The following is a 14,888-nucleotide window of genomic DNA, read 5'->3' as shown; positions in this document are numbered from 1 at the left end:
GCGGGGAGGTTTCCCGCTGCGGCCCCGGCAAGTCCGCCGGTGAACGGTGGCATCTGGATCCGCCGCCATGGACGCATCACGGAAGGCACCCATGGCAGTAACCGTGGGGACGCGGACCCCCGGGGCGTAGCAGTGGAGTGATACGGCTCGCGAGCGAGGGGCTATCCGACGGCCGCGTACGCGGCGTACGTCTCGTCGTCGTCGAGCCCGACCGGCAGCATGCCCGCGCCGCGCTCGTACTCTGTCCGCGCGGTCTCCAGAAGCCTGCGCCAAGAGGTGACCGTGGGGCGCCTGCGCAACAGCGCGCGCCGTTCCCTTTCGGTCATTCCTCCCCACACACCGAACTCCACCCGATTGTCGAGGGCATCGGCCAAACATTCGGTTCGCACCGGACATCCGGTGCAGACCGCTTTGGCCCTGTTCTGCGCTGCCCCTTGTACGAACAGTTCATCCGGATCGGTAGTGCGGCAGGCTGCCTGCGCACTCCAGTCGGTTACCCAGCCCATCACGGCTGCCGTCCTCTCCCGAATCGAGGCTCCCCCACGGCGGCAGCGGCATATTCACCGCTGCCAGTTGAGGACGTTACGGAAGGCGGGCGCGGCGCAACACCCCCTGCGGGCCCAATCTCGAATGGCCCGAACGGACTATGCGTACGCGGCAGATCACCCAGGGGAGTGAGCCGGGGACATATAAACCCAACCCCTCGAACCGGGACAGAACCATCAGATCATCAGGGCCGATGCGCGGCACATAGGGAAGATTCGGCAAGATTTCGGACGGCCCGCCGAGCGGCCAGTCCTGGAATGCCGAACTCCACTTTCTCGTTCACCAGGCCCCGATGACTACGGGACACGCCAGGAAGACGGTTGGGGAGTTCCGGTGAATTCCGGGAACGATCCATGATTGCCTTGTTGCAAAACCGCACTGCTGTGACAGTTGGGAGCAGCTTAGGCCAACGGCTGCCCCCGTGTCCGGCAATTGAGAACGTAGGCTGACTCCATGCCAAAGACCCGCTCCGGCGGTGGTCTGTCAGGGACCCAGCAAGCCGCCAAGTTCCTCGGTGTCAGTGTGCTCGCCGGAGCCGTACTGGCGGGCATCGCCCTGCCGGCTGCGGGCGCGCTGGGACTGGCCGCAAAAGGCACCGTCAAAGGGTTCGACGAGATCCCCGCGAATCTGAAGACTCCCCCGCTCAGTCAGCGGACCACCATCCTCGACGCCGAGGGCGGCGCGATCGCGACGGTCTACTCGCGCGACCGTACCGTCGTCCCGCTCACGGCCGTCTCCCCGTACATGCAGAAGGCGATCATCGCCATCGAGGACTCGCGCTTCTACGAGCACGGCGCGGTCGATATGAAGGGCGTGCTGCGGGCACTCAACCGCAACGCCCAGTCGGGCGGCGTCGCCCAGGGCGCGTCGACCCTGACTCAGCAGTATGTGAAGAACGTCTTCGTCGAGGAGGCCGGCGACGACCCCGACAAGGTCGCCCAGGCCACCCAGCAGACGCTCGGCCGAAAGATCCAGGAGCTGAAGTACGCCATCCAGGTCGAGGAGGAGCTGGGCAAGAAGAAGATCCTGGAGAACTACCTCAACATCACCTTCTTCGGACAGCAGGCCTATGGCGTCGAGGCCGCGTCCAAGCGCTACTTCTCCAAAGCGGCCAGGGACCTCAATCTGCAGGAGTCCGCCCTGCTGGCCGGACTGGTCCAGTCCCCCAGCCGCTACGACCCGGTGAACGACACGGAAGAGGCGAAGAAGCGCCGGAACATCGTCCTCCAGCGGATGGCGGACGTCCGTGACATCACCCAGGCCGACGCGGACCGGGCGAAGGCCACCCCCGTCGCGCTGAGGGTGAGCACGCCGAAGAACGGCTGCATCACCGCGGTCAGCGGCGCCGGGTTCTTCTGCGACTACGTCCGGAACGTCTTCCTCGGGGATCCGGTCTTCGGGAAGACCCGCGAGGACCGGGCCAAGCTGTGGAACCACGGCGGTCTGACCATCCGCACCACCCTCGACCCCCAGTCGCAGGAGTCCGCCCAGGATTCCATCAAGGAGTACGTCTACCAGGGCGACAAGGTCGCCACCGCGGTGACCATGGTCGAGCCCGGCACGGGCAAGATCCTGGCGATGGGCCAGTCGAGGCCGTACGGCTTCGGCAAGAACGAGACCCAGATCAACTACTCCGTCGACAAGAGGATGGACGGGTCGAACTTCGGCTTCCCGGTCGGATCGACGTTCAAGCCGTTCGTCGCCGCGGCGGCCATAGAGCAGGGAACGCCGCTGTCGCAGACGTACCCCTCGCCGTACGAGATGCCGTATCCGAGCCCCATCCAGACCTGTGACGGCAAGCCCTGGGTCAACGCCGAGAACGACAAGGTCGAGAACGAGATGGAGTCGGAGGTCGGTCCGTACAGCTTCAAGGAGGCGATGGAGAAGTCGGTCAACACCTACTTCGTCCAGATGGTCGCGGACATCGGGCTCTGCCCGGTGAAGGAGATGACCGACAAGCTCGGCCTGATCGTGGGCAACGGCAAGAACCTCGCCTTCACCCCTTCCGGCATGACCCTGGGCTCCGAGGGCATGTCCCCGCTGACCATGGCATCGGCCTATGCGACCTTCGCCAACCGGGGCACCTACTGCACCCCGGTCGCCATCGAGTCCATCAAGACGGCCGACGGGCGCAAGCTGGAGGTGCCGGAGAGCACCTGCCGGCGGGCGATGAGCCAGAACACCGCCGACAGCATCAGCTCACTGCTCAGCGGGGTGGTCTCCGACGCCGGTACGGGTGCCAAGGCGGGGCTCGCGGGGCGGGACAACGCGGGCAAGACCGGTACCACGGACGGCCGCCGCAACGCCTGGTTCGTCGGCTACACCCCCAACATGGCGGGGGCGGTCTGGGTCGGCAGCCCGACCCAGCAGGTGAAGATGTTCAACATCACCATCGGCGGCCGGTACAAGCCGAAGGTCTTCGGCGGTGAGGTACCGGGCTCCATCTGGCGCAAGGCGATGACCGGTGCGCTGGACGGCAAGGTGGCCCCGAGGTTCAACCGGGTCACCATTCCGGATGTGAAGAAGCCCGAACCGGGCGAGACTCCGGGCAACGGTGAACGGGAACGCCCGGGTGACGGGGACAACGGGGACGGTGGGGACAACGGTTCCTGGGGCAACACCGGAGGCAACGGCAACAACGGCAACAACGGGAACGACGGAGGAGACGGCGGCAACTGGGGGGACAACGGTGGCTGGGGTGGCGACGGCGGCTCCGGGAACGGCGGCGGCGAGGGTGACGCGGGTGGCACCCCGATCCCCGGTATCTCCATGGCGCCGGGTGTCATCGGAGGCGGCGGGCAGCGGGGCCAGGGACCCGGCGGACCCGGCCAGTCCTGACCGACGAACCTCCTGAAGCAGCAGAAAGAGGGGACCCGGGGCGCGCCGCCCCGGGTCCCTCTTCCACTGCTTACTGTCTCTTCCTCTTATCCGTGTTCCCCACCGTGTTCTTGACCGTGTTCGCCTGGTCTCAGCCGGCGAGCAACCGCTTCACGGCCGCGGCCACCCGGCCGCCCTCCGCCCGCCCGGCGACCTTCGGATTCACGATCTTCATCACGGCGCCCATGGCCCGGGGCCCCTCGGCCCCGGCGGCCTTCGCCTCGGCGACGGCTTCGGCCACGACCGCCTCCAGCTCACCGTCCGACAGCTGCTGCGGCAGATACTCGTCCAGCAGCGCGCCCTCGGCCAGCTCCCGCTCGGCCTGCTCGGCCCGGCCGCCCTTGCTGAAGGCATCGGCGGCCTCGCGCCGCTTCTTCGCCTCGCGGGCGATGACCTTCTGCACCTCGTCGTCGGAGAGCTCACGGGCGGTCGTGCCCGCGACCTCTTCCTTGGAGACGGCCGCGAGGGTGAGGCGGATCGTCGACGAGCGCAGTTCGTCACGCGCCCTGATCGCGTCGGTGAGGTCGTCCTTGAGCTTGGCCTTGAGCGTGGTCATAGAGAGAGTGTGACAGGTACGGGTCCGCTCCTGCCCGCCGATTTCGCCCGCCCGTCACCCTCCGCGCCACGGTCATCACCGGATGAATCCGCCGATTGCCCCCTCATGATCACTCCGCCACGCGCACCCCGCGGCGGGTCTGCGACGATGGACCCATGCGCGCACGCTATGGAGTCCCCCTGGCCATCACGGCGGTCGGCGCCGCCGGAATCGCCTACGCAGCCGCCTTCGAGGCCCGCTCCTTCCGCCTCCGGCGGCTGACCGTCCCCGTACTCCCGCACGGCATGCGCCCCCTCAGAGTCCTCCAGGTCTCCGATATCCACATGGTCAGCGGCCAGCGCAAGAAGCGCGCCTGGCTCCAGTCGCTGGCGGGCCTGCGCCCCGACTTCGTGATCAACACCGGCGACAACCTGTCCGACCCCGAGGGCGTCCCGGAGGTGCTGGACGCGCTCGGCCCGCTGATGGAACTTCCCGGCGTCTACGTCTTCGGCTCCAACGACTACTACGGCCCCACCCTCCGCAATCCCGCCCGCTATCTGCTGGAGAAGGCCCAGGGCCGCCACGGCCTCAACGGCAACGCACCCGCGGTCGGCGTGGTCCACAACCCGTGGGAAGAGCTGCGCGACGCCTTCGACACGGCGGGCTGGGTGGGCCTCGGCAACACCCGCGGCAAGCTGAAGCTCGACGCCGGCGAGATCGCCTTCACCGGTCTGGACGACCCCCACATCAAGCGCGACCGCTACGAGTCCGTGGCGGGCGGCCCCGACCCGGCCGCCGACCTCTCCCTGGCCGTGGTCCACGCCCCGTACCTGCGCGCCCTCGACGCCTTCACCGCCGACGGCTACCCCATGATCTTCGCGGGCCACACCCACGGCGGCCAGCTCTGCATCCCCTTCTACGGCGCCCTGGTCACCAACTGCGACCTCGACACCGACCGCGTCAAGGGCCTCTCCACCCACACCGCCGCGGACCACACCTCCTACCTCCACGTCTCCGCGGGCTGCGGCACCAGCCGCTACACCCCGGTCCGCTTCGCCTGCCCGCCCGAAGCCACCCTCCTGACCCTGGTCGAGCGGCCCTAGCGACCGGGCCGAAAGCGGATTTCGCGTGGGGGCGCGGGTGGGCTAAAGTTAGCGATGTCGCCGCGATCGTGGCGACATCGGGGTGTGGCGCAGCTTGGCAGCGCGCTTCGTTCGGGACGAAGAGGTCGTGGGTTCAAATCCCGCCACCCCGACGCTGGTCAGATGGCCCGGTGAGCTTGCTCACCGGGCCATCTGCGTGTCCGTACAGCAGCGGAGTGCAGTAGCCCGACCGCGCCCGCCGGGGTCCGGTAGCCGCTCATCGTCCCCGTGGTGTTCCGGGCTGCTGCTACGGTCCCCGCATGACGCAGTCGGCCTCCGCTGTTCGCGCTGTCGATCTCCGGGTCGAGCCGGTCGACAAGGTTCTTGATCGGGTCGAGCGTGCTCTTGGGACACTGGTGGATCCGGGGACCGTGGTGCGCAAACGTCGGTCCGTAGGGGGCCGGACGGATCGGGGCACCTGGGTGCGGGTGGAGCGGCGTCCGATTGGCAAGATCAACGATCAGGGGTGGAACGGGACGGAGAGCGCGGCCCGTCTGGAAGGCGTCGCTCAGCCGGTGTGGCAGGGGTGCGTGGTCTGGCGGGATCCGGGCGGGTCCGTGATGTGGCGGGCCGACGAGACCGGACTCCTTCCCGGTACGCCGATCGGGGCCGCCGTACTGGGCCAGGAGCCGGCGCTGCCCGGGGAGTGGTGGCGAGGCCTCGGGGCCTCCCTCGATGCCCTCGCGCGGAACACCACCGGGCGCGTGGCCACTCCGGACACCGTCACGATCACGCAGGAGCTGGTCAGCGCGTCGATCCGGGGCGTGTTCCCCGAGGTGACCGACACCACCGTGGAACGATGGGTGCCGGCCCACGCCGACCTCAACTGGGCCAATATGAGCGGGCCCGCCTTCTCCCTCTTCGACTGGGAGGACTGGGGGAACGCTCCCCGGGGGCTCGACGCCGCTACCCTCTGGGCCGCCTCCCTCGCCGTCCCCGCACTGGCCGACCGGGTACGACGCGAGCGGCGGCACGACTTCGGCAGCCGGGACGGCAAGCTGATGACGCTCTTCGTCTGTTCGAAGATCCTCGGGCCGGGCGCCCACCCGGAAGACCCCCGGATCGAACCCGCCCGGCACAGGGCACGGCAGGTTGCTGCCGCGCTGGACTCGTGAATCGTCCGCTCGGCCGCGGTTCCGCCCGTCTCGGTTGGATGCCACCACCGGCGCGGTCACTGGGCGGCCCTTCGGAGGCATAAAGGGGCTGGATATCATCCGATGATGATCAGTTCCAGCGTGCGTACGACCGTTTTCGACATCGACGGCACGCTCTGTTTCGACGGGCGCTCCATCGACCAGCGGATCGTCTCCGCGATCGGGGACTGCGAGCGTGCCGGGCACGAGCTGGTGTTCGCCTCCGCACGGCCCGTCCGTGACCTGCTGCCCGTGCTCGGTGGAGCCTTTCCTTCCGCCACGTTGATCGGCGGGAACGGAAGTCTTGTGTCGGTCGGTGGCCGGGTCCGGGCGCGGGCCGCCTTCGGGGGTGCGGAGTTGGCTCTGCTGCTGGGCGAGGTCGAGCGGTACCGGGCCGGGTTTCTGGCTGACGGGCCCTGGGACTACGCCTACACCGGGCCCGCCGGCCACCCCATTCTGAACCGTGTCGACCAGGGCGGTCTGGCCCGCAGAGTCGAGCTGGGCGAGCTGCCCGCGGTGGTGAAGTTCCTGGTCGTCGACGCCACCGATATGGCCGCCCTGGCCGAGGCCGGGCGGGCGCTCGGGATGACCGTGAACCACCACCTCGACGAGGCCGTCATCGACTTCGCCCCGGGTACGACGACGAAGCGGGAGGCGCTGGCTTCGCTGGGGATCGACGAGTACAACGCCTTCGGCAACGACATCAACGATCTGGAGCTGCTGCGCGGTGCCCGGCATTCGGTACGGGTCGGGGCGCATCCCGGCCTGGACGGGGTCGCCCGTGCAACCGTACCGCCGACCCCTGAGGCCGTGGCCGCCGAGATTTCCCGGCTGGCGGCAGCCGGAGAACTACGCTGAGCAGCGTACGGTCCCGTCGGCCGGGTGCCGCGGACCCGGGACGGGTCAGCCGAGGGTGAGGAGTTCCTCGTAAAAGCCTCCGAACTCTCCTTCTCCGTGTACCAGGTGAATCTCCAGAATCCAGTGGCAGGTGCGGCCGGCCTTGTCCGTGCGACGGAGGGGGGTTCCGTTGTCGGGGGCGATGTACGACTCGATGTCCGCACCCTCGATCGACTCGTGCGGGAACTCTCCGACCAGGTGCCCCGCGTGCCATCCGCCCAGTTCCCAGCCGGCCTCGCCCGCCAGCCGGGCCACCTCGGTGTGGAGTTGTCTGCCCGTGATGTCGCCGTGCCGTGCGAAGTGCTGCTTGGCCGCCGCGAAGACCTTCGGCAGGTCCGCGCAGAGCCGGTGTTTGACCGGGTCGTCCCCGAGGACGAACGTCCGGCCGAAGTCGGCCTCGTACTCCTCGAAAATCGGACCGAAGTCGGCGAAGACGATATCGTCCGCGCCGATGATCCGGTCCGGCGGATTCTCCTTGTAGGGCATGAGGGTGTTCGGTCCCGAGCGGACGATCCTCTTGTGCCAGTGCCGGGTGGTGCCGAACAGCTCGTTCGCCAGATCGCGGATACGGTCGCTGACCGCCCGCTCCCCCTGCCCCGGGGCGACCAGACCGCGTTCCTCGATGGCCTCGAAGAGCCGTACCGCCTTCGTCTGGGCACTCAACAGTCGCGCTGCACGCGTGGGTTCGTCATCGGACATGAGGCCGAACCTAACCAGCGGGGATCATCGGTGGCAACGGGCTTCCCGGGGCGGTGCCCGACGAGCCGCGGGGTCGTTCCGGTCCGTGCGCGCTCCGCGGCGCGATGCGGGCGCGGAAGAAGCTCCGGATGTCGTCGACGAGGAGTCCGGGCACTTCCATGGCGGCGAAGTGGCCGCCGCGGTCGAACTCCGACCAGTGCCTGATGTCGTACCGCAGCTCGGCCAGGGGACGTACCGGCCGGGTGATGTCGTGCGCGAAGACGGCCACCCCCAGCGGTACGGGGCACGGTTCGGCCCGGCGCGGGGCATCGTGGTGCAGGCGGGCGGCGGAGGCGGCGGTCGCCGTGAGCCAGTACAGCGAGACGTTGGTGAGGATCCGTTCGTCGTCGATCGGGGCGCGGGGGTCGGGTCCACTGGGCGAAGCGTTTCGCGATCCACGCCAGTTGGCCGACGGGCGAGTCGGTCAGTGCGTAGCCGATGGTCTGCGGGGTGAGGGCCTGGAGAGCCTGGTACGGCGGGCGGTTCCAGAAACGAGCCGGGCCGGCCGTGGGTGAGGATCAGCGCGAGGGCATCGGGGTCGGCGGACCGGACATGGACGAAGTGGATGTTCTGGCCGTCGATCTCGGTGGTGAAGTGCGGTAGTCCGTTGAGTCTCTTCTCGTGCTCGCGCCAGTCGTAGCGGGTGCGCCAGTGCTCGCGCTCAGCCAGGCCGGGCTCAGCCGCCGTAGCGGCATCCATGTCAGCGACCTGGTCGCGGCGATCAACGAACTCGCCGGACGCGGACTGGTCGAGCGGGCCCCCGACCCCTCCGACCGGCGGCGCAACATCATCTCGCTGACCGCCGAGGGCGGACGGCAGCTCCGGCGGCTGGAGAAGCCCCTGGCCGAAGCCCAGGACGCGCTGCTGGCGCCGCTGTCGTCCGCGGAGCGGCAGCAGTTGACCGGCCTTCTGGCCAGGCTGCTGGACCACCACGACCGGCGGAGCGACGAAACCGAAGAGCCTCGGCGCTGACGGGGACGCGTCCGGGTTTGGCGGCGAAGGGGACGGGGACGCGTCCGGGTTTGGCGGCGAAGGGGACGGGAAGCAGGCCGGGGGAAGGACCGTACGCGCGGAAAACCACGAGTTCTTCGGCCGGTTGGGGCGCTCCGCACAGGATCAGCTCATAGGGTGACGCCTCTGGCCGGTCCGGTGCGCTCCTCCCCCGGGGGTGCGCCGCAGCTGCGCTCCCGCTCTGGAGACCCACGTGAACAAGTCCCCGTCGTCGTCGCGCAGGTTCACCGGTGCAGCCGCGCTCGTCGTTCTGACCGCTCTGTACGTCGCCCAGGCCGGGGCGGCGCCCCAGGCATCCACCCGGGTCGCCACCGTACCCTCGGCGGATACCGGTGAGCCCTCCGTGCGGTCGGGCGACGGGAAGGCCCCGAGGGAAAGCGCGGAAGGGGTGGCCGCGCCGGTCCGGGTGCCCGCACGGCTGAACATCGACTCCGGGCAGCAGCCGGAGGGCATCGTCGCCGAACCGGACGGTTCGGTCGTCGTCACCTTCGCACCCACCCGCCAGATCGTCCGGATCACCCCGTCCGGCGAACTGCGCGTCCTGGCCACACTGCCGGCTCCGCCGCCGCACGCCGAAACGCCCGCGGTCGGTGAGCCGTACGCGGGCGGAATCGTACGGTCCGAGGACGGGACGCTGTACGTCACGTACGCCACCGGCACCGACGATCTCACCGGTGTCTGGCGAGTGGCGGCGGACGGGGGCGTTCCGCGCCGGATCGTCGCACTGCCCGGCGGGGGTCTGCCGAACGGGATCGCCCTGGACGCCCGGTCCCGGCAGCTCTACATCACCGACTCCTTCGCCGGACGGGTGTGGCGGGCGCCGTCGGCGGGGGGTCCGGCCGTGGTGTGGAGCGCCGATCCGCTGCTCGCCCGCCATGCCGAGGGCTTCGCCGGGGCCAACGGGATCAGGGTGCACGCCGGAGCGGTCTGGGTCACCAACCACGACCGCGGCACCGTGCTGCGGTTTCCGGTGACGGGACCGCGGTCGGCGCCGCTCGCGGGGCGGCCCGAGACGGTGGCCGAGGGGCTGGGCGAGATCGACGATCTGGTGTTCACCGGCGACGGCGACGCCCTGCTGGTCGCCGGGGTCACCGACAGCCGGGTGCTGCTGGTCCGCGACGGCGAGGGGGTTCCCGTACTGGACGAAGAGGACGGGCTGCAGAATCCCACGGCACTGGCCCGGCACGGTACGACGGTGCACATCGCGAGTTCGGCGCAGTACACGCTCACCGATCCGCATGTCCTCAGCGTCGGCACGCCCCGGCCCCGGTGAAGGGCGGGGGAGAGGCCGGCAAGGGCCGGTCGGCAGGGAGCGGCGGTGGGTGCCGGGCGGGCACCCACCGCCGTGACCGGCGGAAGGATCAGAGCAGCGGGGCTTCCCTGTCCTCCGAGCGGTACACCGCCAGTGCCCAGATGATGAACACGTCGATCGCGATCACGATCAGGGCCCAGACCGGCAGATAGGGGAGGAACAGGAACTGGGCGATCAGGCTGATGGAGGCCAGGAAGATGCCCAGCCAGCGCGCCCACTCCATGTTCTTGAGCACCCCGTAGCCGGCGATCACCAGCAGAACGCCGATGATCAGGTGGATCCAGCCCCAGCCGGTGAGGTTGATCCGGTAGACGTAGTCCCCGACCGTTCCGTAGATCACGTCCTTGTTGATGGCCGCGATGCCCTGGAGGATCGCGAGAACACCGCTGCACAGCATCAGGACCCCGGCGAAAACGACCCCGCCGACCGCCCATGAGCTGTTGCCCGATGAACCGGGGCCGGTGCCGTGGGCCCCGGACCTGTGCGGCGGGGTCCCGGTCGGCTGTGGTGCCTGGGTCATGGGACTCTCCTTCGTCGTCCCGTACGCCCGACGCATACGGGGTCCGGATTCGAGCGTCGGACCGGACCTCTCGTACCGCTATTCGGATGCACCCGTTCGGGTGATGTCCGCAGCCGGGTCCTCGTCGAGGAAATCGACGATCGCGAAGGCGAGCAGCAAGGCCAGGGCAATACCGACCACGACCCATGCCGTGGGATAACTCCACACCAGATAGACGACGAGCGCGACCGCGACCAGCGCCCAGACGATCCAGCGGCGGTGGCGGTGGATCCACGGTCCGACCGGGCCCGTACGCATGCCGTAGTGGTCGGCGGTGGACCGGACGGACCGGATACCGGAGTGCCAGAGCCGCCGTACGAGGGCGGCGCGGCGGCCCGGTCCGGTCAGCCAGGCGGCCAGCGCGACCACGATCCCGAGGACGACGACCATGCGGATGGTCGTACGCATCAGCCTGACCAGCGCGTCGTACACGGCCCCGGCGGCGGGCTGGGAGGCCGACGCCGGCAGAGCGTCCAGATAGACCGCCCGGAAGACGGTCAGGCCCAGACCGAGGACCAGGGTCGCGAAAGCCACCCCGAGCGCGGCGGCGACCAGGGCCCTGCGGCGGCGCAGGGCCAGCAGCACTCCGGCCGCGACCAGCACGATCGCCAGGACCGGCAGCCAGAACCCGGCCAGCTGAAGCAGCCGGAACCCGGTCTTCAGCTTTCCGATGTCATCGGATTTGATGACCGTGAACTCGGTGTGGATCTCGGGGATCTTGCCGGCCGCGGTCAGCCCATCGGCCACCAGACGCTCTTTGAGCTGGTCGATCACGGGCGCCAGGTCGATCTGGACGGCGTTGTCGGTGAGCTTGACCGCTCCCCCGCCGCTGCCGGTCAGAGCCTTGTCCACAGCGCTGTGGATTTTCCGGTTCGCCTCCGTCCAGAAGGTGTGGAAGCGGTCGGAGGCGACGACCTGCTCGGCCTTGTCGTGGACGAAGCTCCTGAGTGCGTTCTCCAGAGCGCCGCCCACCTTGCCGAGCGCGGCCGTCAGCCGGGGCCGGTCGGCCGGAGCGACGCCCTCCAGGAGGGTGTTGAGGTCGATGTGCTGCATCACCGCGTCGGTGACGCGGTTCGCCACCGCGTTCTGCACATCGCCGTTGGAGGCGATCGGGGCGACGGTCGCCACGTACCGGTCCGTGTTCCCGACCTCTTGGGCGGCCCAGGCGGCGACCACGCTCAGCGGGGCGAGCACACAGCCGACGACGATCAGCAGGGCGGAGAAGAAGGCGCGGGCCCGGTGATGTGCGGGGCGTACGGCGGTCTGCTGCGCGCTCTCCAGCGCTGCGACGCGCTCCCGCAGTCGATTCAGTTCATCGGGGGTGTGGGTGCCGGGGCCGGGGGCCTTGCGGGGGCCGTCGGACGGACCGGTGGGCGAGTCGTCGGACGGACCGGTGGGCGGGACCTTGCCGGGGTCGTCCGGCGGGTCGACGGACGGGACTTTGCCGGGGTCGTCCGGCGGGTCGGCGGACGGGCCGGGGGCGTCCGGTGGTTCCTGTGCCATGCGCCGCCTCCGCCGCTGTTGCTGTCGCTGTTGCTGTCGCTCTCCGCCGCCGTCGTACCGGGTGCCGGGTACGAGGGCCTGTGTCCGGCCGCGGCGCCGCACCGCCGGGACGGACCGGTGCAGCCAGCGAACCGGCGGTGCGGCGCGCGGGCGAGTCGCACTGGTCCGTACGGGAACCAGCTCACCCGTACGGGCCCGTCCCCGCGCAGGCGGCACCGGCGGGGCTTTGAGTGGGGGCATGGGTACGGACGAGGGAAGCGCGGCACCGGGCGGGAGCGGCGACTCCGGTTCCGGATCCACCGCCGGAGGGCCGCCGGGGAAGGGCGGGAAAGCACAGGGCGCGGGGAGGCAAGTCGCTGGGACGGAGGGTGGGCAGGGGGCAGCAGGGGCGGAGGGGCAGGGTGCGGGCGCGGAGAGTCGGGGCGCCGCGCCCAGTGGGCCCGGGACGGCCAGCGCGGTGCCGCTGGGAGACATTCTCCGGAGCCGCGGCTATCTGGCCCTGCTGCTCTTCTCGGCGGTCCTCGGCGCCCCGATCGCCTTTCTCGCCTTCCTCTTCGTCAGCCTTCAGCACGAACTCCAGCGCGCCGTCTGGACCGATCTGCCCGAGGCCGTCGGCTACACCGAAGCCCCCTGGTGGTGGCCGCTGCCCGCGCTGCTGCTGGCCGGGCTGATCCTCGCGCCGGTCGTCACCCGCCTCCCCGGCGGCGGCGGTCACCACCCGGTGGACGGGCTCGGCGGCCCGCCGCTCGGGCCGTCGGCCCTGCCGGGCGTCGTGATCGCGGCGCTCGCGACACTGCCGCTGGGCGTGGTGCTCGGTCCCGAGGCCCCGCTGATGGCACTCGGCAGCGGTCTCGCCCTCCTCGCCCTCGGGGCCGTGAAACGTTCCGCCCACCCGAAGGCCGGACTGGTGCTGGCGATGAGCGGATCGACCACCGCGATCTCCACGATCTTCGGCGGGCCACTGGTCGCGGTCGTGATGGTCGTCGAGGCGGCGGGGCTGGCCGGTACCCAGCTCTTCGTCCTGCTGCTGCCCTGTCTGCTGGCCAGCGGGGTCGGCGCGCTCGTCTTCACCGGCTTCGGCAGGTGGACCGGCTTCTCCACAGGCGCGCTCGAACTGCCGTCCGTACCGCCGGACGCCACGCCGGACGCCGGGGACTTCCTGTGGGGCCTGCCCATCGCCGTACTGATCGCCGTGATCGTGTTCTGTGCCCACCGGATCGGTACGGTCACCGCCCGGTGGACCGCGCTGCGCACCGGGCCCCGCACGGTGGCCTGCGCCGTCGCCGTCGGGGTGCTCATCGCCGCGTACGCCCTGATCACCGGCCGGTCCCCGGCCGAGGCTGCGCTCTCCGGGCAGACCACGCTCGGGGCGCTCGCCGCCGATCCGGGCGCCTGGCCGGTCGCCGCGCTCCTGGTGCTCGTCGTCTGCAAGGGGCTGGCCTGGGGCATCGCGCTCGGCGGGCTGCGGGGCGGGCCGATCTTCCCGGCTGTGCTGCTCGGGGCGGCGATGGGGGTGGCCTGCTCGGGGCTGCCGGGGCTCGGGACGACCGCGGGGCTCGCGCTCGGAATCGTGACCGCGACGGCGGTGGTCACCCGGCTGCCCGTCACCAGTGCCGTGCTGGCCGCGCTGCTGCTCGGGCCGGACGCGTCGAACCAGATGCCGCTGATCGCGGTCTGCGCGGTCGTCGGCTTCGTGACGGCGCATCTGCTGGAGAGCGCGAGGCGGAGGCAGGAGAGGAAGGGAAAGAAGGAGGGGAACGCGGGGGAAGTTGTCGGGAGGGCGTGAACCCTGGTGCGGCCGGAGGGGTACGAAACAGGGCCGGGCCCTCCCGGTAGCCGTTGTCACGGCTGGGGTCGCAGCCTGGATCGCAGCCGGTGTCGCGGTCGCTGCGGTGGCCTTCCGGGAACTAACCCGACAAGAAGTCTTTGTCGTATCCGGGAACCGGACCCGGGGGCGGCTCGTTGGGCATATTGGGCAAAGGAAACGTCAAGAAAGGCGCGGCCCGCGCCGGATTGGGCAGGGATTTCCATGGGTGTCAGCCTCTCCAAGGGCGGCAATGTCTCGCTTACCAAGGAGGCCCCTGGCCTTAGCGCGGTCATCGTCGGCCTCGGCTGGGACGTCCGCACCACGACCGGGACGGACTTCGACCTCGACGCGAGCGCGCTGCTGATCGACGGCAGCGGCAAGGTCCTCTCCGACCAGCACTTCATCTTCTTCAACAACCTCAAGAGCCCCGAGGGTGCCGTCGAGCACACCGGTGACAACCTCACCGGCGAGGGCGAGGGAGACGACGAGCAGATCAAGGTCGACCTGGCCGCCGTCCCGGCCAACGCCGAGAAGATCGTCTTCCCCGTTTCGATCCACGAGGGCGAGAGCCGCGGCCAGTCCTTCGGCCAGGTGCGCAACGCGTTCATCCGCGTGGTCAACCAGGCCGGCGGCGCCGAGCTGGCCCGTTACGACCTCAGCGAGGACGCGTCGACCGAGACCGCGATGGTCTTCGGCGAGCTGTACCGCCACGGCGCGGAGTGGAAGTTCCGTGCCGTGGGCCAGGGCTACGCCTCCGGCCTGCGCGGTATCGCCCAGGACTTCGGCGTCAACATCTGACGGTGCCGACGCGCTGATTGCACAGGGTCC

At 70.1% G+C, this 14,888-nt stretch carries 13 protein-coding genes, 1 tRNA gene and 1 pseudogene; 9 read left to right on the top strand and 6 right to left on the bottom strand.

The genetic code is table 11. The features are described 5' to 3' along the window. Positions 1-161 precede the first annotated feature (161 nt). Entirely contained in the window at positions 162-506 is a 345-nt protein-coding gene (locus ACIQ9E_RS09775) for a WhiB family transcriptional regulator (RefSeq protein WP_040915279.1), read from the bottom strand. Positions 507-999: 493 nt separating this feature from the next. On the opposite strand from ACIQ9E_RS09775, the gene ACIQ9E_RS09770 reads away from it, so the two are divergent. Further along, positions 1,000-3,384: a transglycosylase domain-containing protein gene (locus tag ACIQ9E_RS09770; protein ID WP_403704654.1), complete on the top strand. Its 2,385-nt coding sequence runs from the start codon at positions 1,000-1,002 to the stop codon at positions 3,382-3,384. A 130-nt stretch (positions 3,385-3,514) separates the two neighbouring features. Here ACIQ9E_RS09770 and ACIQ9E_RS09765 read toward each other — a convergent pair whose 3' ends face one another. Continuing rightward, complete coding sequence (locus ACIQ9E_RS09765) at positions 3,515-3,979, bottom strand: GatB/YqeY domain-containing protein (protein ID WP_403704650.1); 465 nt, start codon at positions 3,977-3,979, stop codon at positions 3,515-3,517. Positions 3,980-4,134: 155 nt separating this feature from the next. On the opposite strand from ACIQ9E_RS09765, the gene ACIQ9E_RS09760 reads away from it, so the two are divergent. From ACIQ9E_RS09760 to ACIQ9E_RS09745, 4 genes are all read left to right on the top strand, one after another. Then, entirely contained in the window at positions 4,135-5,061 is a 927-nt protein-coding gene (locus tag ACIQ9E_RS09760) for a metallophosphoesterase (RefSeq protein ID WP_403704647.1), read from the top strand. A gap of 78 nt (positions 5,062-5,139) precedes the next feature. Continuing rightward, positions 5,140-5,213 (top strand) — tRNA-Pro (locus ACIQ9E_RS09755). A 147-nt stretch (positions 5,214-5,360) separates the two neighbouring features. Then, positions 5,361-6,215: a hypothetical protein gene (locus tag ACIQ9E_RS09750; RefSeq protein WP_403704644.1), complete on the top strand. Its 855-nt coding sequence runs from the start codon at positions 5,361-5,363 to the stop codon at positions 6,213-6,215. A gap of 105 nt (positions 6,216-6,320) precedes the next feature. Continuing rightward, positions 6,321-7,091, top strand: coding sequence for an HAD hydrolase family protein (locus ACIQ9E_RS09745; protein WP_403704641.1), 771 nt, complete (start codon positions 6,321-6,323; stop codon positions 7,089-7,091). A 45-nt stretch (positions 7,092-7,136) separates the two neighbouring features. On the opposite strand, the gene ACIQ9E_RS09740 is transcribed toward ACIQ9E_RS09745, so the two are convergent. Together ACIQ9E_RS09740 and ACIQ9E_RS09735 are read right to left on the bottom strand one after the other, a co-directional pair. Continuing rightward, positions 7,137-7,829, bottom strand: a complete 693-nt coding sequence (locus ACIQ9E_RS09740; RefSeq protein WP_403704638.1) for a M24 family metallopeptidase — start codon at positions 7,827-7,829, stop codon at positions 7,137-7,139. Between the two features lie 10 nt (positions 7,830-7,839). Next, positions 7,840-8,567 (bottom strand): annotated as a pseudogene (locus tag ACIQ9E_RS09735) (epoxide hydrolase N-terminal domain-containing protein). Between ACIQ9E_RS09735 and ACIQ9E_RS09730 the strand changes: the two are divergent. Together ACIQ9E_RS09730 and ACIQ9E_RS09725 are read left to right on the top strand one after the other, a co-directional pair. Then, positions 8,520-8,840: a MarR family winged helix-turn-helix transcriptional regulator gene (locus ACIQ9E_RS09730; protein ID WP_403704636.1), complete on the top strand. Its 321-nt coding sequence runs from the start codon at positions 8,520-8,522 to the stop codon at positions 8,838-8,840. The pseudogene ACIQ9E_RS09735 and the gene ACIQ9E_RS09730 overlap by 48 nt on opposite strands. Before the next feature lie 232 nt (positions 8,841-9,072). Continuing rightward, a complete protein-coding gene (locus ACIQ9E_RS09725; RefSeq protein WP_403704633.1) occupies positions 9,073-10,152 on the top strand; it encodes an SMP-30/gluconolactonase/LRE family protein in 1,080 nt (359 codons plus the stop codon). An 88-nt stretch (positions 10,153-10,240) separates the two neighbouring features. On the opposite strand, the gene ACIQ9E_RS09720 is transcribed toward ACIQ9E_RS09725, so the two are convergent. After that, entirely contained in the window at positions 10,241-10,711 is a 471-nt protein-coding gene (locus ACIQ9E_RS09720; protein ID WP_403704630.1) for a hypothetical protein, read from the bottom strand. Positions 10,712-10,789: 78 nt separating this feature from the next. Then, positions 10,790-12,253 (bottom strand): hypothetical protein, encoded by a 1,464-nt coding sequence (locus ACIQ9E_RS09715; protein ID WP_403704628.1) that lies wholly within the window; start codon positions 12,251-12,253, stop codon positions 10,790-10,792. 457 nt (positions 12,254-12,710) lie between these two features. Here ACIQ9E_RS09715 and ACIQ9E_RS09710 point away from each other — a divergent pair, with 457 nt between their 5' ends. Further along, positions 12,711-14,039 (top strand): chloride channel protein, encoded by a 1,329-nt coding sequence (locus ACIQ9E_RS09710; protein WP_403704625.1) that lies wholly within the window; start codon positions 12,711-12,713, stop codon positions 14,037-14,039. A 243-nt stretch (positions 14,040-14,282) separates the two neighbouring features. Then, positions 14,283-14,858, top strand: coding sequence for a TerD family protein (locus ACIQ9E_RS09705; RefSeq protein WP_403704623.1), 576 nt, complete (start codon positions 14,283-14,285; stop codon positions 14,856-14,858). The last annotated feature ends 30 nt before the right edge of the window (positions 14,859-14,888 follow it).

Origin of the sequence: Streptomyces sp. NPDC094448, from assembly GCF_044763775.1 — a bacterium.
Classification (GTDB): Bacteria; Actinomycetota; Actinomycetes; order Streptomycetales; family Streptomycetaceae; genus Streptomyces.
The sequence above is the reverse complement of the archived record's forward strand: the minus strand, read 5'-3'. Positions and strand labels throughout refer to the sequence as shown.